This is a genomic window from Novosphingobium sp. FW305-C-30-35, assembly GCF_058783135.1.
Window position 1 is genome coordinate 1806584 of the sequence record NZ_JBYSYJ010000001.1, and the last position, 21842, is coordinate 1828425.

General features: G+C 65.0%; 22 protein-coding genes. 16 read left to right on the forward strand and 6 right to left on the reverse strand.

Annotation, left to right across the window (positions count from 1 at the left end; translation table 11 throughout):
* Positions 1-220 precede the first annotated feature (220 nt).
* Both AC3WLM_RS08945 and AC3WLM_RS08950 read left to right on the forward strand, forming a co-directional pair.
* Positions 221-2116, forward strand: coding sequence for a histidine kinase (locus tag AC3WLM_RS08945; RefSeq protein ID WP_492477162.1), 1896 nt, complete (start codon positions 221-223; stop codon positions 2114-2116).
* A gap of 56 nt (positions 2117-2172) precedes the next feature.
* Positions 2173-2862 carry a LytR/AlgR family response regulator transcription factor gene (locus tag AC3WLM_RS08950; protein WP_230487868.1) on the forward strand — a complete coding sequence of 230 codons (690 nt, stop codon included), beginning with the start codon at positions 2173-2175 and terminating at the stop codon, positions 2860-2862.
* 4 nt (positions 2863-2866) lie between these two features.
* Here the strand turns inward: AC3WLM_RS08950 and AC3WLM_RS08955 are convergent, their stop codons facing one another.
* The 3 genes from AC3WLM_RS08955 to AC3WLM_RS08965 form a co-directional block, all read right to left on the reverse strand.
* Positions 2867-4684 carry an AMP-dependent synthetase/ligase gene (locus AC3WLM_RS08955; RefSeq protein WP_039333081.1) on the reverse strand — a complete coding sequence of 606 codons (1818 nt, stop codon included), beginning with the start codon at positions 4682-4684 and terminating at the stop codon, positions 2867-2869.
* Between the two features lie 139 nt (positions 4685-4823).
* A complete protein-coding gene (gene ggt, locus AC3WLM_RS08960) occupies positions 4824-6590 on the reverse strand; it encodes a gamma-glutamyltransferase (protein ID WP_492477163.1) in 1767 nt (588 codons plus the stop codon).
* 9 nt (positions 6591-6599) lie between these two features.
* The gene (locus AC3WLM_RS08965) at positions 6600-7649 is read right to left on the reverse strand and encodes a quinone-dependent dihydroorotate dehydrogenase (protein ID WP_039333077.1); all 1050 of its coding nucleotides are present in this window, start codon (positions 7647-7649) and stop codon (positions 6600-6602) included.
* Positions 7650-8092: 443 nt separating this feature from the next.
* Between AC3WLM_RS08965 and AC3WLM_RS08970 the strand changes: the two genes are divergently transcribed.
* From AC3WLM_RS08970 to AC3WLM_RS09005, 8 genes are read left to right on the forward strand one after another with little or no spacing between them, the layout of a single operon-like run.
* Positions 8093-8524: an SUF system Fe-S cluster assembly regulator gene (locus tag AC3WLM_RS08970; RefSeq protein WP_039333076.1), complete on the forward strand. Its 432-nt coding sequence runs from the start codon at positions 8093-8095 to the stop codon at positions 8522-8524.
* Entirely contained in the window at positions 8521-10002 is a 1482-nt protein-coding gene (gene sufB / locus AC3WLM_RS08975; protein WP_039333074.1) for a Fe-S cluster assembly protein SufB, read from the forward strand. Before AC3WLM_RS08970 ends, sufB begins: the two co-directional genes overlap by 4 nt.
* The gene (locus tag AC3WLM_RS08980; protein WP_039333072.1) at positions 9999-10520 is read left to right on the forward strand and encodes an endonuclease domain-containing protein; all 522 of its coding nucleotides are present in this window, start codon (positions 9999-10001) and stop codon (positions 10518-10520) included. Before sufB ends, AC3WLM_RS08980 begins: the two co-directional genes overlap by 4 nt.
* A gap of 11 nt (positions 10521-10531) precedes the next feature.
* Positions 10532-11275, forward strand: coding sequence for a Fe-S cluster assembly ATPase SufC (gene sufC, locus AC3WLM_RS08985; protein ID WP_039333070.1), 744 nt, complete (start codon positions 10532-10534; stop codon positions 11273-11275).
* A complete protein-coding gene (locus AC3WLM_RS08990; RefSeq protein WP_062342373.1) occupies positions 11272-12000 on the forward strand; it encodes a SufD family Fe-S cluster assembly protein in 729 nt (242 codons plus the stop codon). Before sufC ends, AC3WLM_RS08990 begins: the two co-directional genes overlap by 4 nt.
* Positions 11997-13208, forward strand: coding sequence for a cysteine desulfurase (locus AC3WLM_RS08995; protein WP_492477164.1), 1212 nt, complete (start codon positions 11997-11999; stop codon positions 13206-13208). The genes AC3WLM_RS08990 and AC3WLM_RS08995 overlap by 4 nt, the downstream gene beginning before the upstream one ends.
* Positions 13205-13687 (forward strand): SUF system Fe-S cluster assembly protein, encoded by a 483-nt coding sequence (locus tag AC3WLM_RS09000; protein WP_039333064.1) that lies wholly within the window; start codon positions 13205-13207, stop codon positions 13685-13687. The genes AC3WLM_RS08995 and AC3WLM_RS09000 overlap by 4 nt, the downstream gene beginning before the upstream one ends.
* 23 nt (positions 13688-13710) lie before the next feature.
* Positions 13711-14079, forward strand: coding sequence for a HesB/IscA family protein (locus AC3WLM_RS09005; protein ID WP_492477165.1), 369 nt, complete (start codon positions 13711-13713; stop codon positions 14077-14079).
* On the opposite strand, the gene AC3WLM_RS09010 is transcribed toward AC3WLM_RS09005, so the two are convergent.
* From AC3WLM_RS09010 to thrS, 3 genes are read right to left on the reverse strand one after another with little or no spacing between them, the layout of a single operon-like run.
* On the reverse strand, positions 14076-15017 hold the full coding sequence (locus tag AC3WLM_RS09010; protein ID WP_492477166.1) for a hypothetical protein: 942 nt from the start codon (positions 15015-15017) through the stop codon (positions 14076-14078). The two genes, AC3WLM_RS09005 and AC3WLM_RS09010, sit on opposite strands and share 4 nt — an antisense overlap.
* A gap of 52 nt (positions 15018-15069) precedes the next feature.
* Positions 15070-15819 (reverse strand): TSUP family transporter, encoded by a 750-nt coding sequence (locus AC3WLM_RS09015; protein ID WP_039333060.1) that lies wholly within the window; start codon positions 15817-15819, stop codon positions 15070-15072.
* Positions 15816-17810 carry a threonine--tRNA ligase gene (thrS, locus tag AC3WLM_RS09020; RefSeq protein WP_039333058.1) on the reverse strand — a complete coding sequence of 665 codons (1995 nt, stop codon included), beginning with the start codon at positions 17808-17810 and terminating at the stop codon, positions 15816-15818. The genes AC3WLM_RS09015 and thrS overlap by 4 nt, the downstream gene beginning before the upstream one ends.
* Before the next feature lie 348 nt (positions 17811-18158).
* On the opposite strand from thrS, the gene AC3WLM_RS09025 reads away from it, so the two are divergent.
* The 6 genes from AC3WLM_RS09025 to AC3WLM_RS09050 all read left to right on the forward strand — a co-directional run bounded on the left by AC3WLM_RS09025 (position 18159) and on the right by AC3WLM_RS09050 (position 21708).
* On the forward strand, positions 18159-18329 hold the full coding sequence (locus AC3WLM_RS09025; protein WP_156135734.1) for a hypothetical protein: 171 nt from the start codon (positions 18159-18161) through the stop codon (positions 18327-18329).
* A 3-nt stretch (positions 18330-18332) separates the two neighbouring features.
* Entirely contained in the window at positions 18333-18749 is a 417-nt protein-coding gene (locus AC3WLM_RS09030) for a hypothetical protein (protein WP_492477167.1), read from the forward strand.
* Entirely contained in the window at positions 18746-18940 is a 195-nt protein-coding gene (locus AC3WLM_RS09035) for a helix-turn-helix transcriptional regulator (RefSeq protein WP_039333055.1), read from the forward strand. Before AC3WLM_RS09030 ends, AC3WLM_RS09035 begins: the two co-directional genes overlap by 4 nt.
* Before the next feature lie 83 nt (positions 18941-19023).
* Positions 19024-19770 (forward strand): alpha/beta fold hydrolase, encoded by a 747-nt coding sequence (locus AC3WLM_RS09040; protein ID WP_039333053.1) that lies wholly within the window; start codon positions 19024-19026, stop codon positions 19768-19770.
* Positions 19771-19792: 22 nt separating this feature from the next.
* Positions 19793-20719: a tetratricopeptide repeat protein gene (locus tag AC3WLM_RS09045; protein WP_492477168.1), complete on the forward strand. Its 927-nt coding sequence runs from the start codon at positions 19793-19795 to the stop codon at positions 20717-20719.
* The gene (locus AC3WLM_RS09050) at positions 20716-21708 is read left to right on the forward strand and encodes an LLM class flavin-dependent oxidoreductase (protein WP_492477169.1); all 993 of its coding nucleotides are present in this window, start codon (positions 20716-20718) and stop codon (positions 21706-21708) included. The genes AC3WLM_RS09045 and AC3WLM_RS09050 overlap by 4 nt, the downstream gene beginning before the upstream one ends.
* Positions 21709-21842: the final 134 nt, after the last annotated feature.

A 21842-nucleotide genomic window follows, 5' to 3' on the forward strand; every position in this document is an offset into this window, starting at 1 on the left:
GGGTAGGAAAGCCCATCCGGGCTTTCCTTGACGGCACCGGCCCGCTCCCCCGCCCGGCCACCCGTTCACGGTACTCTCGTGGGTGGCCGGGCGGGGGAGCGGCCCGGTGTCGCAAGCCTTTGACGGATGTCAGAGGCGCACCCGATAAATTCCATGAACGCCTTATGCCGCCCGACCGCCGTTATGGCGTGTCGGGCGGTTCGCGTTTAGGGTCGGCGGGATGACGTCGTCGCAAATCGATCCCGGTATCCCCCGCGTTCCGGCCCGGCAGGTGATCCTGTCGGCCGTGGCGTTGTGGCTGTGCTACTTCCTTCTGATCACGGTCCGCGGGCTGGTGGTGGAGCTGGGTGATTTTACCGATCTGCTCTGGCGCCGTGCGCTGGTAACCTTCGCCGGCATTGTCGTCACGGTTGCCTGCTGGCCACTGCTCCGCCGCTTCGATGCGCGCCCCCTTGCCACGCGCGTTGCCGCAGCCCTGGTCATCATGCTGCCCGCAGCACTCGCTCTGGCAGCGGTAAACCAGTGGGCCTTTGCTCCGGTCGAGAAGCGCATGATCGAACGGATCAGCACCACTCCGGGGCAGCAGGAAAACGGTGAGTCGACGACGACGACCCAGACCACCGTGACCACCGGCCAAGGCAAGCCCGGGGTGAAGATCCGCCACGACATGGCCGGCAATGTCCTGGTCGACGTGCTTGACGAAGGGTTCATCCCTCCGGCGCCACCCGAGCCCGACTTGCCGGAACCGCCGCCACAACCGGAGATCCCCCCCGCTCCCAAGGCCGCTCCGTCGATGGAGCCGTTGCTTAGCGCAGAGGACATTGCCGAGCTGCGCAAGGTCGGCGACGAAGCGACGATCCAGGCGCTCAAGAACTTCGGCATCAAGCAGGACGCCGATGGCAGCATGGTCATTTCCCAGCCCGGCCTGTTTGTCCGCCAATATGCCGATGGACGCTCGGAAGTGCGAACCGGGGGCAAGGTCTACACCGTCGACGAGGACGGTGAGGTCGAGGGCATCAGCGACGCAGTAGAACCGCCGGCCTCGGCAGCTTCGGCGGCGCCCCCGGCGCCACCAGTCCCGCCGATGCTGTCCGCCGCGGAAAGGGAGAAAATCCGCGAAACGGCCCGCCGCGAGGCTGACAAGGCTCTCAGGAGGGCGCAAGCGGCACGAAAGCTGGCGCTGGAGAAGGTACAGGCCGTGCGGGCACGTGAGGTCGCCACAGCCCGGACAGCTGCTGAGCAGCGGAAAGCGGAATCAGCCAGGGCAGGGGATGAAAAGGTGGCAAACGCGCCGCAGCCAAGCCCGTCCGAGACTGTTACTGAAGACCTGCGCGGTCCCGATCATGTCACCATCATTCGCCAGACGGTGGAGAATGAAGGGCTCTGGCGTCAGCTGACCGATGTGGCGCTTGGCCGCTACTTCCTGCTGATTGCCTGGGCTGCGCTCTATCTTGCGCTCGGCAATGGCGAACAGCTGCGCGCCGCGGAGTATCGCGAAGGGCAATATGCGCGGGCTGCGAAAGCTGCCGAGCTGCGGTCGCTGCGTTATCAGGTGAACCCGCACTTCCTGTTCAACACGTTGAATTCCTTGTCGGCTTTGGTCATGGTCGGGCGAACCGAACAGGCCGAGCGGATGATCCAGTCAATCTCGCGTTTCTATCGCCACAGCCTTGCGGGCGACCCCACGGCAGACATGCCGCTGGAAGACGAGATCGCCTTGCAGCGCCATTACCTCGACATCGAAGCGGTGCGTTTTCCAGAGCGTTTGCGCTGCGAGTTCGACATTCCGGACGATCTGATGACCGCCTGCGTACCGGGCATGATCCTGCAGCCGCTGGTCGAAAATTCGATCAAGTATGCTGTCTCGACCACCATCCGACCAGTGACCATCCGCATCACTGCCCGCGAGGCCGGGGGCTTTCTCATCCTGACGGTGGCGGATGACGGACCTGGTGAGGGCTTTGCCAATGGTGGTACCGGCATCGGCATCGCCAATGTCAGAAGCCGGCTTGCTGCCCGTTTCGGTGAGGATGGAGCCGGCGTGGAAAGCGGGCCGCTTCCCGCTGGCGGTTATGCAACGGTGCTGACCATGCCGGTCGTCCGGAACGAGTGCTGAGGGGACTTGAGTTGCGCACGCTGATTGTTGACGACGAACCGCTGGCTGTCGAGCGGATGCAGATCCTGTGCGCGCGTATACCGGCGTTGCAGGTGGTGGGGACGGCCAGCGATGGCGCTGCAGCCCTGCGCCTAATCGAAGCGCTCAATCCCGATCTCGTCCTGCTCGACATGACCATGCCCGAGGTCGATGGGCTCGGCGTCGCCCGGGCGCTGGCGGGACTGGCCAACCGGCCGGCCGTCGTTTTCGTAACGGCGCATGACGATTTTGCGGTCGAGGCATTTGATTGCGATGCCGTGGACTACGTGCTCAAACCTGTCGCGCAGGAGCGGCTGGAGCGGGCGGTAGAGCGCGCGCAGACGCGCCGCAGCACGTCAGCCGAAGCGACTCAGGCACCGGAAAAGACGCCGAGCGAGTGGATCGAGGAGTTCTGGGTGCCGCACCGCTCCGAACTGATCCGCGTCGCCGCGTCGGACCTCGAACGGATCGATGCGGAGCGTGACTATGTCCGGCTCCACGCGGGACAGCGCAGTTACATGATGCTTCATACCATTGCGGGGCTCGAAGCGCGCCTCGATCCCGATCGGTTCATCCGCCTGCACCGTTCAACCATCGTTCGGCGCGACCGTATCGCCGGGCTCAAGCACGATGGCCTTGGCGTGTGGTCCGCCGAGCTGGTCGATGGCTCGGTCCAGCGGATTGGACGTACCTATCTCGCGCGGGTCAAGGCCATGGCGGGGCGCTAAGCGGCTAGCTCTTGTAAAGCGCGTCCACCCGCGCGCCGTAGCGCTCCCGGATCTTGTGGCGGCGGATCTTGAGGCTCGGCGTCATCTCGCCATTGTCGATGCTGAAGGCCTCGTCGGCAAAGGTGAACTGGCGGACCTTCTCGATCACCGACAGGTCCTTGTTCACCCGGTCCACCGCCGCGCGGATCGCATTCCTGAACGCTGGCAGGTCCTGCAATTCCTTGAAGTCGAAATGTTCGCCCTGCGCGCGGGACCACTCCAGCGCCCATTCCGGATCGGGCACGACCAGGCCGACGATGTAGGGCCGCTTGTCGCCAGAAACCATCGCCTGCGCGATCTCCGGCTGCAGCGTCAACATGCCCTCGATCTTTTGCGGAGAGACGTTGTCGCCCTTGTCGTTGACAATCATGTCCTTCTTGCGGTCGGTGATGACGATGCGGCCCTTATCGTCGAGATGGCCGATATCACCGGTGTGCAGCCAGCCCGCATTGGGGCCTTCGGGCGGTATCGCGCGCGCGGTCTCGGCATCGTTGTGCCAGTAGCCGTGCATGACAAGCTCGCCCTTGACGAGGATCTCGCCGTCTTCGGCGATCTTCACCTCGACGCCCTTCATCGGCGGGCCGACGGTGTCCATCTTCAGGCCGACCTTTGGCCGATTGCACGAGATCACCGGCCCCGCTTCGGTCTGGCCGTAGCCCTGCAGCATGGTCAGCCCCATGGCATCGAAAAACACGCCGACGTCAGGGTTGAGCGGCGCGCCGCCCGAAACCATCGCCTTCATCCGCCCGCCAAAGCGCGCGCGGATCTTCGGGCGCAGGGTTCGCTCCAGGATCAGGTTCATCGGAGCATCGATGATCCGCCCCTTGCCGGCCGCCTTGCGTCCGCCGATGGAAAGGGCGCGGTCCATCAGGTAGTTCGCCACCTTCCCCTGCTTCTCCACCTGCTTCATGATCCGCGTGCGCAGCACTTCGAACAGGCGCGGCACCACCACCATTATCGTCGGGCGAACTTCCTCGATGTTCGAGGCGAGCTTTTCGAGGCCTTCGGAATAGTAGATCTGGGCACCCATGCCGATCGGCAGGTACTGGCCGCCGGTATGCTCGTAGGCGTGGCTCAGCGGCAGGAACGAGAGAAACACTTCCTCCCCCCAACCGAAATCGTTGGCGAGAATCTCCGCCGCACCCTCGACATTGCACAGGATCGAACCGTGATGCAGGCGCACGCCGCGCGGGGAACCACCGGTGCCGCTGGTGTAGATGATGCAGGCCAGGTCATCGCGGCCCATGGTCCTGAGCCGCTCGTCCACGGCCGCCCGCGCCGCTGTTCCATCGCCGCTGGTCATCGACTGCCACTCGTGGAATGCCAGTTTGCCGGCCTGCATCTGGCGTAGCGGTTCCATCCCGATCACATGCTCGACGCAAGGCGCGGAAAGAGCCGCCGGCAACAGCGGCTGCGAAAGCTTCGCGGTCGAGACAATCACGGCCCGCGCACCGGAATTCTCGAGGATGTGCAGGTGATCACGCTCGGTATTGGTGATGTAGGTCGGCACGGTGACAAGGCCTGCCGCCATGATCGCATGATCGGCGATGCACCATTCCGGGCGGTTCTCCGATACCAGCGCCACCCGATCGCCCGGATTGAGCCCGAGCCCGCGCAGCGCCTCCGCCAGGACACAGACCTGCCGCGTCGCTTCAGTCCAACTCAGCGAGTTCCAATTGCCCTTGCTCTTGGCCCACAGAAACGGACCGTCCCCGCGCTTTGCCGCACGGTCGAGGAACATCGAAACGAGATTGGGAAACCCTGCGAAATCGGAAAGCAGCACGTCTTGACCCTCGCCCCTTATGGCATGGCGGAGCAATCACCGCCTGCCGGTTAACGGGAACCTAGTGGCCTCGTTCCGTCACGGCAACCGCGCACGCCAGTCTGTTCCCCAATGGTCACGAACGCCCGCATCAAGCCGCTCAAGGGGCGACGGCCGCGCCCTCGCTGCGGGGATCAGCTGCGCCCCGCCAACGGTCGCCAACGCGCTCTATGGCATTGGCCTTGAAAGACGGTGGCCGCGCCAGAACTTGCGCATGGCCAAGCTGCTGCAAGGTCGGGATCATCGCTTCAAGGCTCGTGCCCTTCTCGACGAAGACCATGTCGCCGCCCGGCGCAAAGATCACCGGCAGCGCAATCGCGTCGCGGGCCGAGAGGTTCCAGTCGAGCACGCCAATGATCGCCTTGGCCACTTGCGCGGGGATCGTCACGCCACCGGCCGCGCCGATGGTAAGGCGCAATTTGCCGTCCGGCCCATAGATCAGCGTCGGCGACATCGAACTGCGCGGTCGCTTTCCCGCCTCAATGCGATTGGCGGTCGGCTTGCCGTCCTTGTCCGGCACGATGTTGAAATCGGTCAGCTCGTTGTTGAGATAATAGCCGCCCACCATCAGACCCGACCCGAACGGACCTTCGATGGTCGATGTATAGCTTGCGGCATTGCCCCAGCGATCGACCGCCACGAAGTGCGTCGTGCCGTTCTCTTCCTGCGGATCGGCCTTGGCGAAGGCCAACCTGGCTCCCGGCGGGGTGCCCGGCGTCACGAGTCCGAGCGATGTGGTTTCGGAAATCAGGGCCGAGCGCGAGGCGAGATAGGCAGGATCGGTCAGCCCTGAGACCGGGACCGAAACGAAATCGCTGTCGGCCAGATACTGGTCGCGGTCAGCATAGGCGAGGCGCTGCGACTCCGCGATCAGGTGCCATGAAACCGGGTTGGCTGGCCCGAGCGCCTTCATGTCGAAGCGTTCGAGCTGCTTCAGGATGGCGAAAACGGTGGTCGCGCCCGAGGAAGGCGGCCCCATTCCGCAGATGCGCCAGACGCGATACTGGCCGCAGACAGGCGGCCGGGCGATGGCCCTGTATCCAGCGATGTCGGCTGTCGTCATCGGTGATGGATTGCGCGGCGCCGTGCCCACCTTGGACGCAATCAGGGTGGCGTTCTCGCCTGCATAGAAGCTGTCGGCACCGCGTGCTGCAACCGTTTCGAGTGTGGCGGCCAGCGCAGGGTTGCGCACAAGTGTGCCGACCGCGAGCGGCTGCCCGTCCGAGCCATAGTACAAGGCACTTGCCTCCGGATCGAGCGCGCCCGTGCGGCTGGCCGCAGCCAGGATGGTCCGCAGGCGCGGCGTGATCTCAAACCCTTCGCGGGCCAGGCGGATCGCCGGCTGGAACAGTGTTCGCCACGACAGCCTGCCTTTGCCGTTATGCGCCAGCGCGGCGAGTCGCAAGTTCCCCGGCACGCCGACGCTGCGACCACCCGGTATTGCGTCGCGGTAAGCCAGCGGCTTGCCATCGGCATAGAACCACTGAGGAGTCGCCGCCTTCGGAGCCGTTTCGCGGCCATCGATCGTCTCGACCTGCCCTGCAGCATCGCCCAGCACGAGGAAGCCGCCGCCACCGATGCCGGAACTCTGCGGTTCTACCACGGTCAGCGCCAGCATGGTGGCTATGGCAGCGTCGGTTGCGCTGCCACCAAGGCGGAGCATCTGCACGCCAGCTTCGGCAGCGCGCGGATCTGCAGCGGACACGAGGCCCGCGCTGTCCACCGGGATACCGTCTGCCGCAGCCGCCAGCGGCGCCGTTCGAGGTGGAGCAACTGTCGCGCTGGGTGGCGGAACGCAGCCGCTGACGAGCAATGCAGCGAGCGGCGTGGCCAAGCTGGCGGATTTAAGGAGGCGGGGGACTGACATGCCCCCTTGCTATTCGGTGCCGACCGCCTCGGCAATGGACGTCATGCCGGCTTCGCGGACCTTCCGTTCAAGTCCTGCGACCAGGCGCCTGGCAAGACCGGGGCCCTCGAAGACCATTGCGCTGTAGATCTGGATCAGGCTGGCACCAGCCCGGATGCGGGCCCAGGCATCATCAACCGTTGCAATACCGCCCACGCCGATCAGGGGAATCGCGCCGCCACTTGCCTTGCGGAAATCGCGCAGACGCTGCAGCGCAAGTTCGCGCAGCGGTTCGCCCGAGAGGCCGCCAGCTTCCCCGGCATGGGCCGAGCGCAAGGCCGGCCGGGTGATCGTGGTATTCGAAACGATCAATGCGGCGAGCCGCTTTTCAAGAGCGATGCGGCAGATCGCATCGATGTCCGACGGTTCGAGATCGGGCGCAAGCTTCAGGAAGATCGGCACGTTCATGTTGCCGCGCGCCTCGATCACGCCGTCGAGCAGGGCCGAAAGGGCGCCTTCATCCTGCAGCGCCCGAAGGCCCGGCGTGTTGGGCGACGAGATGTTGACGGTGAGATACGATGCCAGCGGGGCCATCAGCCGGGTCATCTGAGCATAGTCGGCAATGCGGTCGGCCGAGTCCTTGTTCGCGCCGATGTTCACGCCAACGATGCCCGGCAGTCCGTGCTTGCCCGTCTCACGGCGTCGGATCAGGCGGTTGGTCACGGCCTGCGCGCCTTCGTTGTTGAAGCCCATTCGATTGATCACGGCCCGATCCTCGATCAGGCGGAACAGCCGCGGCTTGGGATTGCCTTCCTGCGGCAGGGGCGTGACCGTGCCCACTTCGACAAAGCCAAACCCCAGCCCGAGCATGGCGTCGGGCACTTCGGCATTCTTGTCGAACCCCGGGGCCATGCCCAGCGGGTTGGGGAAGGCGATGCCGGCGATGCGCTGGGCGAGATTGGGCGTGGGGGCCAGTCTGCCCGAAGGCGGATTGATCGCGAGTGCGCGGATGGTCAGGCGATGCGCAGGTTCGGCAGGGATCCGGAAAATCAGGGGGCGCAGCAGCGAATATGGCGTCACGGGCAAACGGTTCCGGGTTCTGCGAATGGTGAAGGTCGAATCGGGGGCAATTCCGATGCGCCATGCCGCCGGACCACCCCGGCGAGTCTTTGCGACGTTATCTTCTGTCGGCCAAGCCTGTTCTTCTCGAATCTGACAGCAATTGTAATTGATTGCGCTTGGTATGTTGCGCATTTGCCACCGGAATTGTCGAATCCATACAATTCTCTGCAAGGGCTTCTGCTTAGTAAGGCGCTGCGACCCGAAGGGCTCGGTGCAGTTATGCAACGAGTTCTCGACTTTGAGGCGGCCGATGACCCATTGGGCTCGGCCGCCCTTTTTTGCCGCCCATTTTTTCCGCTCTCTTTTTGGACGAGCGCCCGCTTGTGCAGGGAAGGCACCGCGCCTAGATAACCGGAGTGATTCGGTCCGATTTGCGCGGGCCGCAACCGGGACCCTTGCAGATGCGCCTTTCGAGCATGGCCGATTACGCCGTTGTCACGATGACCGCCGCTGCGCGCCATTGCGGGCAGAGCCGCGTCTGTGCGCAACAACTCGCCGATGAAACCGGCCTGCCGGCGCCGACCGTGCAGAAGCTGGTCAGCAAGCTTTCGGCCGCAGGGCTGCTGAAGTCTGTCCGTGGAGCGCGTGGCGGGCTCAAGCTGGCGCGCCCGGCAGCAGCTATCACTTTGGCCGATATCGTCGAAGCCGTGGAAGGCCCCATTGCGCTCACGCCCTGCAGCGAGCATGGGCGCCATGATTGCACGCTGGAATCCGCGTGCACCGTCCGTCCGCACTGGCCTGCCGTCGATGCCGCATTGCGCGGCGCGCTGGCGGGCATACCGCTCACCCAATTGTCCCGTCCTGCCGCAGCGGTGACGGAGGTTATGGCATGACCGAGAACGTCGAAATCAAGGATCAGGCCGCGCGCGAGGCCGCTGCAAAGGTCGCCGAGTACGAGCATGGCTGGTCGTCCGATATCGAGCAGGAGTACGGGCCCAAGGGCCTGTCCGAGGACACCGTCCGCTACATCTCGGCCAAGAAGGACGAGCCGGAATGGATGCTCGAATGGCGCCTCAAGGCCTATCGCCACTGGCTGACCATGCCCACGCCCGATTGGGCCAAGCTCAACATCCCGCCGATCGACTATCAGGACGCCTATTACTGGGCCGCGCCCAAGGCCAAGCCCAAGCTCGGCAGCCTTGACGAGGTCGATCCCGAAATCCTGCGCGTCTATGAAAAGCTCGGCATTCCACTGGAGGAGCAGAAGGTGCTCGCCGGCGTCGAGGGGGCGCGCAAGATTGCCGTCGACGCCGTGTTCGATTCCGTCAGTGTCGCGACCACCTTCCGCAAGGAGCTGGAAGCGGCAGGCGTGATCTTCCGCTCGATCTCCGAGGCGATCCGCGAATATCCGGACCTCGTGAAGAAGTGGCTCGGCAAGGTCGTGCCGATGCACGACAACTACTTTGCCACGCTCAATTGCGCGGTCTTTTCTGACGGCACCTTCGTCTACATCCCCGAGGGCGTGCGCTGCCCGATGGAGCTCTCGACCTATTTTCGCATCAACGCGGAGAACACGGGCCAGTTCGAGCGCACCCTGATCGTCGCCGACAAGGGCAGTTACGTCTCCTACCTCGAAGGCTGCACCGCCCCGCAGCGCGATGAAAACCAGCTTCACGCCGCCGTCGTGGAACTCGTCGCGCTCGATGACGCCGAGATCAAATACTCGACCGTCCAGAACTGGTATCCCGGTGACGCGGAAGGCAAGGGCGGCATCTACAACTTCGTCACCAAGCGCGCGCTGTGCCAGGGTGCCCGCTCCAAGGTCTCGTGGACGCAGGTCGAAACCGGCTCGGCGATAACTTGGAAGTATCCGTCCTGCGTCCTGAACGGCGAGGATTCCGTGGGCGAGTTCTACTCGGTTGCCGTCACCAACAACTACCAGCAGGCCGATACCGGCACCAAGATGATCCACAACGGCAAGGGGTCGCGCTCGACGATCGTGTCGAAGGGCATCTCTGCGGGCAAGTCGAACAACACCTATCGCGGCCTCGTCCGCGTGGCCCCGCAGGCCGAAGGTGTGCGCAACTTCACGCAGTGCGACAGCCTGCTGCTCGGCGCAGAATGCGGCGCGCACACCGTGCCCTATATCGAAGTGCGCAACCCCAGCGCCACGATCGAACACGAAGCCACCACCAGCAAGATCAGCGACGACCAGCTGTTCTACGCCATGCAGCGCGGCCTCGATCAGGAAAGCGCCGTCGCCCTGATCGTCAACGGCTTCGCCCGCGAGGTGCTGCAGCAACTGCCGATGGAATTCGCAGTCGAAGCGCAGAAGCTGCTGGGTATCAGCCTTGAAGGATCAGTTGGTTGAAGAAGACTCTTACCCTCCGCCCCGTCGGCGAACGTGCCGAAGCGCCCAAGATCCAGAAGAAGGGTCGCGGCTGGGCCATTTCCGGTTCGCGCCTCGATGCGATCCACGACATGGCGCGCCAGTTGCGCCGCGAACCGGACGAGGCTCACCTCGCGCTGGCCGAGGAACTGGCGAAGGAAGATCTCGGAAAGTACAAGTTCAAGCGCTACGCCGTGATCGGTTCGGCCATCGTCGATTTCGCGAGCCAGTCGCTGAAGCTGGTCGTCGCGCTTGACCGTGGCGATGCGCCGGAGCTTGAGCGCCGCCGCGATGCCAGTCTTGCCGAAGTCGGCATCAAGGTCATCCGCTATGATGCTGCCGAAGTACTCGGCGATCCTGAAGGCGCCTGCGCTGCCGTCCTGCGCGAGATGAAGGCCCGGTACGATGAGTTGCGCGCGGCCTCGCGTCCTTCGCGTCCGTCCTATTCGCGCTCCGGCGCCCGCCCGCAGCGCAGCCCCCACACCCGGGCTCGCGACTGAGAGAGATGACCATGCTCGAAATCCAGAACCTCCAGGCCACCGTTGCCGACAAGCCGATCCTCAAGGGTCTGTCGCTCACCATCAACGCGGGTGAGATCCACGCGATCATGGGGCCGAACGGCGCGGGCAAGTCCACGCTCGGCTACACGCTCGGCGGGCGGCCCGGTTATGAAGTGACCGGCGGCACCGCCACATTGGATGGCACCGACCTGTTCGAACTCGAACCGCATGAACGCGCGGCGGCGGGCCTGTTTCTCGGCTTCCAGTACCCGGTCGAGATCCCCGGCGTGTCCTTCGTGCAGTTCCTGCGCGAATCCGCCAATGCCCAGCGCAAGGCACGCGGCGAGGCACCCCTTTCGGGGGGCGAATTCCTCAAGCTGGCCAAGGAGAAGGCGGGCCTGCTGCGCATGGACATGGACATGCTCAAGCGCCCGGTGAACGTCGGCTTTTCGGGCGGTGAGAAGAAGCGTGCCGAGATGGTCCAGATGGGCATTCTCGATCCCAAGATCGCCATCCTCGATGAAACCGATTCCGGGCTCGACATCGACGCCCTGCGCATCTGCGGCGAAGGCATCAACGCGATCATGCGCAAGCCCGAAAAGGCCGTGCTGCTGATCACCCACTACCAGCGCCTGCTCGATTACGTGAAACCCGACTTTGTCCACGTCCTTGCCGGCGGCCGCATCGTCAAGAGCGGCGGGCCTGAACTGGCGCTCGAACTCGAAGAGCACGGCTACGAGGCCGTCGCGGCATGACCGCGCTGCCCACCCGCAGGCAAGAAGCCTTCCGCTACGCCGATCTTGCGGCGCTGGAAGCGCTCTGGCCGCTGCCGGTGCAGGATATCCGCGTCGCTGCGGGCGAGACGGGCGCAAGCGCTGTCGTGCTCGATGGCGCCAACGACGCCGCGCAGGACATCGCGATCACTCTGGAAGATGGCGCGGAATATGACCTGCGCCTGCTCAACGCCGGGTCCGCCTATGGCCGCATTGCGGTCAAGGTCACGCTTGGCAAGGGCGCGAAGTTCCATCTCGGCGCGGCACAGATCGCCGGCGGCGAACAGACCGCCGAGATCGTCACCGAGGTCGTCCATGCCGAGCCTGACGCGGTTTCGAGCCAGGTCGTCCGTTCGGTCCTCGGCGGCAAGGCCACGGGCACGTATCTCGGCCGCGTCGTTGTGGCGCGCGGGGCGATCGGCACCGACGGCGAACAGTCGATCCGGGCGATGCTGCTGGATCGCACTGCCACTGCCAATGCCCGCCCAGAGCTGGAAATCTACGCCGACGACGTCAAGTGCGCCCACGGCTGCGCAGTCGGTGAACTCGATCCGCAGGGGCTGTTCTACCTCGCCCAGCGCGGCCTTCCACCAGCCGAGGCTAAGAAGCTCATGCTTCATGCCTTCATCGCCGAAGCCTTCGTCGGTGCCGCCGATGAAGAGTCGCTTACCGAAGCCGCGCTCAAGGCGCTGGATGCCGTGCTGTGACCGTCGATGCCCTGACCCGCACCGCTGAATGGCCCGGCCTCGTCAATCCTGACGGCAGCCGCTGGCATTATCTCGATACTGCCGCCACCGCGCAGAAGCCGCAAGTTGTGATCGATGCGATGGTGCGCGCCTTGGGCCGCGACTATGCCACCGTTCATCGCGGCGTCTATGCCCGCTCGGCCGACATGACGCTGGCCTTCGAAGCTGCGCGCCGCAAGGTTGCTGCACTCGTCGGCGGCGCCGAGAACGAGCTGGTCTTCACCCGCGGCGCGACCGAGGCGATCAACCTCGTCGCACAGACCTGGGGTGTAGCCAATCTCAAGGCGGGTGACCGCATCCTCATCTCCACGCTCGAGCACCACGCCAACATCGTGCCCTGGCAGATGCTGCGCGAGCGTACCGGAGTCGAGATCGATGTTTGCCCGCTGACCGAGGACGGGCTGATCGATCTCGATGCCGCCGAACGCATGATCACGCCTGCGCACAAGCTGGTCGCTTTCGCGCACGTGTCCAACGTGCTCGGCTCCACGCTTGATGCAAAGCGCGCAGTAGCCCTTGCCCGCAGCGTCGGCGCGAAGATCCTGCTCGATGGTTGCCAGTCGGTCGCGCGCCTCACCGTCGACGTGAAGGCGCTGGACGCGGACTTCTACGTCTTCTCGGCTCACAAGCTTTATGGCCCCACCGGCATCGGCGCGCTCTGGGCCAAGGGCGAGATTCTCGATGCCATGCCGCCGTGGCAGGGCGGCGGCGCAATGATCGACAGGGTCACTTTCGAGAAGACCACCTATGCCCCCGCACCCCAGCGGTTCGAGGCCGGCACGCCCGCCATTGTCGAGGCTATCGGCTTTGGCGCAGCAGTCGATTTCGTTCAGGCGCAAGGCCTCGCCACCATCCACGCCCACGAATGCGCGCTGGTGGCCAAGGCACGCGAGGCGCTCGGGCGCATGAACTCGGTCAAGCTGTTCGGCCCTGCGGAAAGTGCCGGCATCCTCAGCTTCGCGCTCGAAGGCGTGCACCCGCACGATCTCGGCACGATTCTGGACGAGGAAGGCGTCGCCATCCGCGCCGGGCATCACTGTGCCCAGCCGCTGATGGCGCATCTCGGCGTGCCCGCGACGGCGCGCGCGAGCTTCGGCATCTACAGCGATGAAAGCGATATCGCCGCGCTCGTGCGCGGCATCGAAAGGACCAAGAGGATTTTCGGATGAGCGAGAACGATCCCAAGTTCGCGGTCGAGGAAGTGGAAGCCGTCTCGGCACCGAAGCGCGCGTTCGTGGAGGACGCAGTGGAAGAAACGTCCGCCCAAAAGCTCGAGCGCAAGCGCGACTACCTCGAAGGCTTCCTCGCCGCGAAGCCTGAGGCCGTCTCGCCCGCCGAACCGGGCGGAGATATCTACGAAGGCGTGATTGCCGCGCTGAAGGAAATCTTCGACCCCGAAATTCCGGTCAATATCTATGACCTCGGCCTGATCTACGGCGTCGATGTCTCGGACGATTCCGATGTCACCGTCACCATGACGCTGACCACGCCGCATTGCCCGGTGGCCGAATCGATGCCGGGCGAGGTCGAGCTTCGTGTCTCGGCCGTGCCCGGTGTGCGCGATGCCGAGGTCAATCTTGTCTGGGACCCGGCATGGGACCCCGCCAAGATGAGCGACGAAGCCAAGCTTGAACTGGGAATGCTGTAACGCCTCCCCATATAGGTGTCACCATGACGACCGAAACGCAGACCAAGCCCCGCCGTCCCCGCCCCGCTGCGGTGATCCTCACGCCCTCGGCCGAGGCGCGCGTGGCGCATCTCATGGCCACGGCTCCCGAAGGCGCGATCGGCGTGAAGTTGTCGACGCCCCGTCGCGGCTGCTCAGGGTTGGCCTACTCGGTCGACTACGTGACCGAGGCCAACCCGCTTGATGAAAAGATCGAAACGCCGTGCGGTCTGTTCTTCATCGACAGCGCCTCGGTGCTCTACCTGATCGGCAGCACGATGGACTGGCAGGAAGACGATTTCACCGCCGGATTCGTGTTCCAGAACCCCAACGCCAAAGGCAGTTGCGGCTGCGGTGAAAGCTTTACAGTCTAACCTTCGGCAAGGAACGCCAGCAGCGCCTTTTCCAGCGGATCGACCTGCTCGTCAGCGTCGATGCGCGCCTGCAGCCACAGGTTCTCGGCATCGGTCACGGCATGTTCTCGCGCAGCTTCGCCCGCAACATCGCGGCCCGGTTGCCTGCGCCCGAAGCCGACTTCGCGAACGGCCCGCACGAAGCTGCCAGTATCGACCCTTGCCATGCGACCAAAGAACCGGCCCAGATGGGGCGAGCGGTCGTCCATGAAAGCTTCCAGCTCGCCCGCCCGCTCGCGCGTGATGCCCTTGGCGCCGTTCCAGCCCTGCAGGTAATTGCCCACGCCCTGCACGAACAGTCGCTCCCACGCAGAAGCGTTGTCCGCGCCCAACGTGGCATCCTTCAGGCGGAACAGCATTTCCGCCTCGCGCTGGCTTACCCCGGCAGGGCGATCCCCGCCGGAGGCAAAGATCGTGCGACGGATCAGGCTGCATTCGGCTTCGGTGATGCTGCCTGGAGCAAGCGTGCCGCCACAGCGCGTCGGGCCTTCCCCTGTCAGAACTTCGCGTTCGATCTGATCCAGCACGAACAAGCGCAAGTCATCGGGTGCGGACAGTGCCTTCTCCAGCACCCTGACCAGCAGTTCAAGCTCGGTCGGGCTTTCCACTTTGCCATCGTGCGAGACGCGCTCGATCAGCCAGCGCGCATTTTCGTCCGAGACATAGCCCTTGGGCTCGGTTCCGTTGACCACGAATTCGACCAGCGCCTCGACGAAGAAGTCGGACCATTCGCGCGTGGGCTCGGCGATCTTGTCGTTAAGCAGGAAGATCGCTTCGGCTTCTTCGGGATCGATCCTGCCATCGGGCCATGCCGCGCGCCGCAATTCGAGGATTTCCCCTACGGAGATTGCGCTGTCCTTGGCGGCCTGCTCGGCCAAAGCGCGGAAGTGCAGGGTCATGCGTCTTCGGTCCCTCAACCGTTCAATCGCAGGAGGGCATAAGGGAAAGCGCTTAACTTGGGGTTATCAGCCTGGCCACGGCCATCAGTCCGGACATGGCAAGCAGGAAGCCGACGAAGCCGCGCCATGCCGCATCGCTGACCTTGCCGAAGGCAAGAGACCCCAGGTGGTTGCCGACCAGCACCGGCACGAACAGCAGCAAGGCGAAGAGCACATCGCGCCATGAGGCCAGCTTCAGCGCCAGCGCCGCAGCAGTGCTGGCGATCGACGTCAGCAGGAACACCGTCAGCATCGAGGCGCGGGCCACTTCGCGCGGGATGGGACGACGCAGGTAATAGGGGACGACCGGAGGCCCGGGCATGCCGGCAAACCCGGTGAGCAGGCCCGCTGCCGCTCCGGTAAGGCCCGTCTCTACCTTGCCCGGCGCATGACCGGGCCGGGCAGGAAGAAGCACCATCACGAACGCACCGATCGCCACCACGGCAATGAGCACGCGCGCCACTTCCGGCGGCGTTGCGAACAGGGCGAGCAGGCCGGCTGGCGTCAGCAACATGGCAAGACCGCCAATCGCCCCGGCGCTTTTCTCCCCGGCGGCCCACACCTTGCGCGCGCCGACCAGCCCGATCAGCAGCCCAAGCATGTTGGAAACGACCACCGCTTCGCCCGGCGGGATGACCAGTCCGATCAGCGGCACCAGCAGGATCGCCATGCCAAACCCCGCCAGCCCGCGCACGAAGGCAGCGACGAACGCCGCCAGTGCGCAAAGCCCGAGCGAAAGGATCGGCAGGTCGAGCGTGATCAGCTCCGCAGATCCGGCGGCGTCGCTTCGCTCTTGAGCAGCGCAATCGCCTCATCCAGCGATACCACCTTCTGGTGCTGTTCGCCCAAGGTGCGGATCGCCACGGTGCCTTCCTCGGCCTCGCGCTTGCCCACGACCAGCAGGAAGGGGACCTTCTGCAGCGAGTGTTCACGGACCTTGTAGTTGATCTTCTCGTTGCGCAGGTCCGTGTCGGCCCGGATGCCCGCCGCCTTCAGCTTGGCCAGCGCATCCTTGGCATAGTCGTCAGCATCCGAAACGATCGTCGCGACAACGGCCTGCACTGGTGCCAGCCACGCGGGAAGGCGTCCGGCAAAGTGTTCGATCAGAATGCCGATGAAGCGCTCGTACGATCCGAAGATCGCGCGGTGCAGCATGACCGGGCGGTGCTTCTCGCCATCCTCGCCGATGTAGGTTGCATCAAGCCGCTCGGGCAGGACGCGGTCGGACTGGATCGTGCCGACCTGCCAGGTGCGGCCGATCGCGTCGGTCAGGTGCCATTCCAGCTTGGGCGCATAGAACGCGCCTTCGCCCGGCAGTTCCTCCCAGCCATACTCTTCGGTGGCAAGCCCTGCGCGGACCACGGCGGCGCGCAGCTCTGCCTCGGCCTTGTCCCACATTTCCTCGGTGCCAAAGCGCTTTTCCGGGCGCAGCGCGAGCTTGATCGAGTAGGTGAAGCCGAAGTGCTTGTAGATGCGGTCGGCCAGTTCGCAGAACGCCTGCACTTCGGACACGATCTGGTCCTCGCGGCAGAAGATGTGCGCATCGTCCTGCGTGAACTGGCGCACGCGCATCAGCCCGTGCAGCGCGCCGTGCGGTTCGTTGCGGTGGCAGCAGCCGTTTTCATACAGGCGCAAGGGCAGTTCGCGGTATGACTTGATGCCCTGCCGGAAGATCAGCACATGCGCCGGGCAGTTCATCGGCTTCAGTGCCATCCAGTCGGCATCGTCCGAAACGATCGGGCCTTCGTCCTCGACGTTCGGCACTTCGTCGGGGATGACGAACATGTTCTCGCGGTACTTGCCCCAGTGGCCGGACTGCTCCCACTGGCGCGCATCCATGACCTGCGGCGTCTTGACCTCGCGATAGCCGGCGCCGTCGATGGCGCGGCGCATGTAGGCTTCCAGCTCGCGCCAGATCAGGTAGCCCTTGGGGTGCCAGAACACGCTGCCATGGGCTTCCTGCTGGAGATGGAACAGGTCCATCTCGTTGCCGAGCTTGCGATGGTCGCGCTTCGCCGCTTCTTCCAGCCGCATGAGGTGCGCATCGAGCTGCTTCTTGTTGAGCCAGCCGGTGCCATAGACGCGGGAAAGCATCGCGTTCTTCTGGTCGCCGCGCCAGTAGGCACCCGAAACGCGCGTCAGCTTGAACGCCGCCGGATCGAGCTTGCCGGTCGAGGGCAGGTGCGGGCCCCGGCACATGTCGAGCCAGTCGTCGCCCGACCAGTAGACCGTCAGTTCCTCGCCCTCGGGCAGTTCGGCGGCCCACTCGGCCTTGAAGCTCTCGCCCTGCTGCTTCCAGCGGCTGATCAGCTGTTCGCGGCTCCACACCTCGCGGCGCAGCGGCTTGTTGGCAGCGATGATCTTGCGCATCTCCGCCTCGATGGCAGGCAGGTCTTCATCCGTGAACGGGCGGTCCTTCGGGGCGAAGTCGTAATAGAAGCCGTCGTCGGTGCTCGGCCCGAAGGTGATCTGCGTACCCGGAAACAGCGCCTGCACCGCTTCGGCGAGCACGTGGGCATAGTCATGCCGCGCAAGGTCGAGCGCGTCCGCCTCGTCCTTGGCCGTCACCAGCGCCAGCTGCGCGTCAGCCGTGAAGGGACGCGAAAGGTCCACCAGCTCGCCATCGACCTTCGCCGCCAGCGCCGCCTTGGCGAGGCCGGGGCCAATCGCGGCGGCTATGTCGGCCGGAGTGCTGCCCGGCGCAACCTCGCGCACGGAACCGTCGGGCAGGGTGATCTTCAGCAACTCGGACATGCGGGTCTCTCTGCAATCTGTTGGCAGCGCTTTGGCACAGGTGCGCCGCCACCGGAAGGGCGCGCATCAGGCAAATCGGTCGGTTCGGGAGGCGATGCGCAAAGCCACCCGAACCGGGCGGCGGCATCGCAGCGGGCGCTAGGCCAGCAGCGACCGCCCCCGGCCCGCGGGGGTAGTAGTTGTAGTGCTGGTCGTCAGGCGTGCCATGTCGCCGGGCTTCTAGCGCGGAAAAAGTACCGAGTCATCAGGTCTATCAGGTCAAGTACCATTGCCATGATGACAATGATGCTTGACATCTCCGCGCAAAAGGTCAAGTAACCTTGTCATATGATCAAGGAGGCTTGACCCATGATTCGCTTCGCCCTTCCCGCCGTGACCGCCCTCGTGATGGTCGTGATTGCCCTGCTCGATATCTTCGAAGTTCTGCCGAAGGGCTCCACCACCACTGCCGTGCTGTTCGTGCCGCTCAGCGCTGCGCTTTCGGGCACGCGCTGCCTGCGCCGCCAGCAGGAGGCTTGAACCATGGTCGCCCGGATGACGCCCGAACACCGCCGCTACACGCGCGCCGTTATGTTGCTGATGGGCGGCTACGTCGCCACGCTGGTCGGCGTGAACCTGTTCTTTAAGAACAGCGCCCCCACCGGCCTCAGCGCCTATGCTGCTGCGCTGCTTCCCGCGCTTCCAGTGATCGGCGTATTCGTGGCGATCGGCCGCCTGCTGACCTCGCTGCGCGATGAATACCAGCGCTACCTGATGACCCGGCAGATCCTCATCGCCACCGGCTTCACGTTGAGCGTGGCGACGGCATGGGGCTTCGTCGAAAGCTTCGGCCTGCTCCCTCACGTCCCGGCCTTCTACGCCACGGTCCTGTGGTTCGCCGGCCTGGGCCTTGGCGGCTGCATCAACGCGCTGCTGGAGCGGCACGGAGGTGGCGAATGAAGAACCGCCTCAAGGTCCTGCGCGCCGAGCGGAACTGGAGCCAGGCCGACCTTGCCGAAAAGCTCGAGGTCAGCCGCCAGTCGGTGAACGCGATCGAGACAGGCAAGTACGACCCCTCGCTCCCGCTCGCCTTCCGCATTGCCGATGTCTTCGCCCTTCCGATCGAAGATATCTTCCAGCGCGAAGATTGAACGGTATCCCCCGCCGCACGTCACCCTGATTTTTCCGCTGAACCGAGCTTGCCGCGCCGCCGCTTGCGGGCCATGTCAGGGACATGACTGAAATAGCGCGCTTTACCCTGCCTTCCGGCCAGCAGATGGCTTACCGCCACCTCGCCGGCACTTCTCCGACCATCGTGTTCCTCCCGGGCTACATGTCCGACATGGCCGGCGGCAAGGCGCAGGCCGTCCTCGAATGGGCGCGACAGCGGGGCCATGGCTGCCTGCTGCTCGACTATACCGGCTGCGGGATGAGCGACGGCGATTTCGCCGATGGTCGCCTTTCGAAATGGCGTGACGAGATCGTCGCCCTGATCGATCACCTCGGCATCGACAGCGTGCAACTCGTGGGCTCCAGCATGGGCGGATGGCTGATGCTCCTTCTCGCCGAAGCCTTGGGCGACAGGACCAGGGCGCTTGTCGGCATTGCGCCTGCGCCCGACTTCACCGAATGGGGCCTGTCGCAGTCACAGCGGATCGAGCTCGCCGCCGGGCGTACGATCTATGAAGACAACCCCTATGGCCCCGAGCCTACCCCGACTCACGCGGGGTTCTTTTCAGATGCCGAACGTCACAAGCGCCTGGCCAGCGGCATTGCCTTTGAAGGACCGGTCCGCCTGATCCATGGCCAGGCAGATGCTGACGTGCCGTGGGAAATCTCTATCAACCTTGCCCGCGCCCTGCGTTCAGCCGATGTGCAGGTGCACCTGATCAAGGACGGCGATCACCGGCTGTCGCGCCCCGCCGATATCGCGCTGCTCCTGCGCGAACTCGCCGGGCTCGCTGCCGGACAAGCCGCCTGACGTGCCGAAGGAAAAGCCTGCCATGATCGATCTTCCCGCACCGCTATTCGCCGTGGAGCACCGGATCGAGCAACAGGCCTCCCTGATGCAGATTGGTCCCGCCACCATGCCGATGCGTCCGTCCGATTTGCCGATCCCGCGCCGCCGCGATCCCGAAAAGCAGCGGCAGGCCGAAAAGGAAGCGGGTCTAGAGCGGCCCGACCTGCCCGAACAGGACCGCCTCGCCTACTGCCTGCAAAAAGCGGCGACCGATCCCGATGCGGCGATGGTCGAGGTGCAGACATGGCTGGGCGAAAGCCGCGACTCTGGCCAGCAGGTCCGCGCCAACCAGTGCCTTGGCATGCTGCGCTCCAATGCCGGCGACTTTGATGGCGCGCTCGAAGCTTTCGCACAGGCCGTGTCTGGCGTGCCCAAGGAGCAGGAAGTCGCCGCCGTGCCGCTGATGGCGATGGCCGGCAACGCGGCTCTGGCCGGCGGCAAGGCCGAACAGGCGCTCGGCTGGTTCGACCGCGCTCTGGCGATCAAGGGTTTCGCCGACAACGCCGCGCTCGGCGCGATGCAGAGCGATCGTTCGCGCGCGCTCGTGGCGCTAGGCCGCCTCGCCGAGGCTGGCGGCGCACTCGATGAAGCGCATCGCCTCGCGCCGGAGGAACCTGAGGGCTGGCTGCTGTCTGCCACTCTTGCCCGCCGCAACGGCGAACTCGACCGGGCGCAGCGCGATATCGAAGTGGCAGCGAAATATGGCCCGCGCGATCCGCAGGTCGGCCTGGAAGCTGGCGTCATTGCCGTGCTGTCCGGCCGGGACGACGCCGCGCGCAAGTCGTGGGAATCGGTTGTCTCGGCGGACAAGGACGGCGAAGCGGGCAAGACTGCCCGATCCTACCTTGAACAGCTGGGCCCTGCACCTAAATCGGTTTCACCCGAAACCGCAGGAAAGCCGGCGTCATGAAACTCTCCGTCCTCGATCTGGTCAGTGTGGTCGAGGGCGGGACAGCGCGGGCCGCGCTCGACAACTCCGCCGCCGCCGCGCGCGTGGCGGAGGAATGCGGCTACCAGCGCTATTGGGTTGCCGAACATCACGGCATGGAAGGTCTGGCTGGTGCCGCCACGGCTGTCGCCCTCGCGCACATCGGGCAGGCAACTTCAACGATCCGCATCGGTTCGGGCGGGATCATGCTGCCGAACCACAATCCGCTGGTGATCGCCGAACAGTTCGGCACGCTCGATGCCCTGTTTCCGGGCCGGATCGATCTCGGCCTTGGCCGCGCCCCTGGCGCTGACCAGCGCATCATGCGCGCCCTGCACAAGGACACCAACCGCGCCGCCGAGGACTTTCCGCAGGACGTGGTCGAACTCCAGCTTCAGTTCGCAGGCGATCCGCGCGTGCCGCTGCAGGCCTATCCGGCCAAGGGTGCAAGGCCGCAGCTGTGGATTCTCGGATCCAGCCTGTTCGGCGCGCAACTCGCCGCGATGCTCGGCCTGCCATATGCCTTCGCCTCGCACTTTGCCCCCGATCACCTCGACGCGGCGCTGAAGATCTATCGCGAACGCTTCCAGCCGTCGGCCGCGCTCGATGCACCCTACTGCGCTGCCGCCATCAATGTCGTTGCCGCCGAAAGTGACGAAGAAGGCCAGCTTCTCGCCTCCTCGATGGATCAGGCCTTCGTGGCGCTGCGCACCGGCACGCCGGGCAAGCTCAAGCCGCCCGTGCCCGGTTACCGCGACACGCTGCCACCTTCCGCACTGGCCATGCTGGAACACGTCCGTCAGGTCAGCGCGTGCGGCTCGGTGGCAACGGTGCGCGCCGGGCTGGCGGCATTTGCCGACCGCACCGGGGCCGACGAGATCATCGTCGCAGCCTCGATCTACGATCAGCAGGCGCGCTTGCGATCCTTGCGCCTTACCGCCGAAGCCGCCCGCGAACTAGCCGTCGCTTGACGTAACCAGCGCGCAATCCTGCGGCACGAAAAGGTGCGCAAAGGGTTCACAACAGCGGGTTAAGCCGCCCATGTCGATGAACCGGACTTGAGGTCTCGCCACGGCTGGATTACCCTTTGGAATAATGATACGCT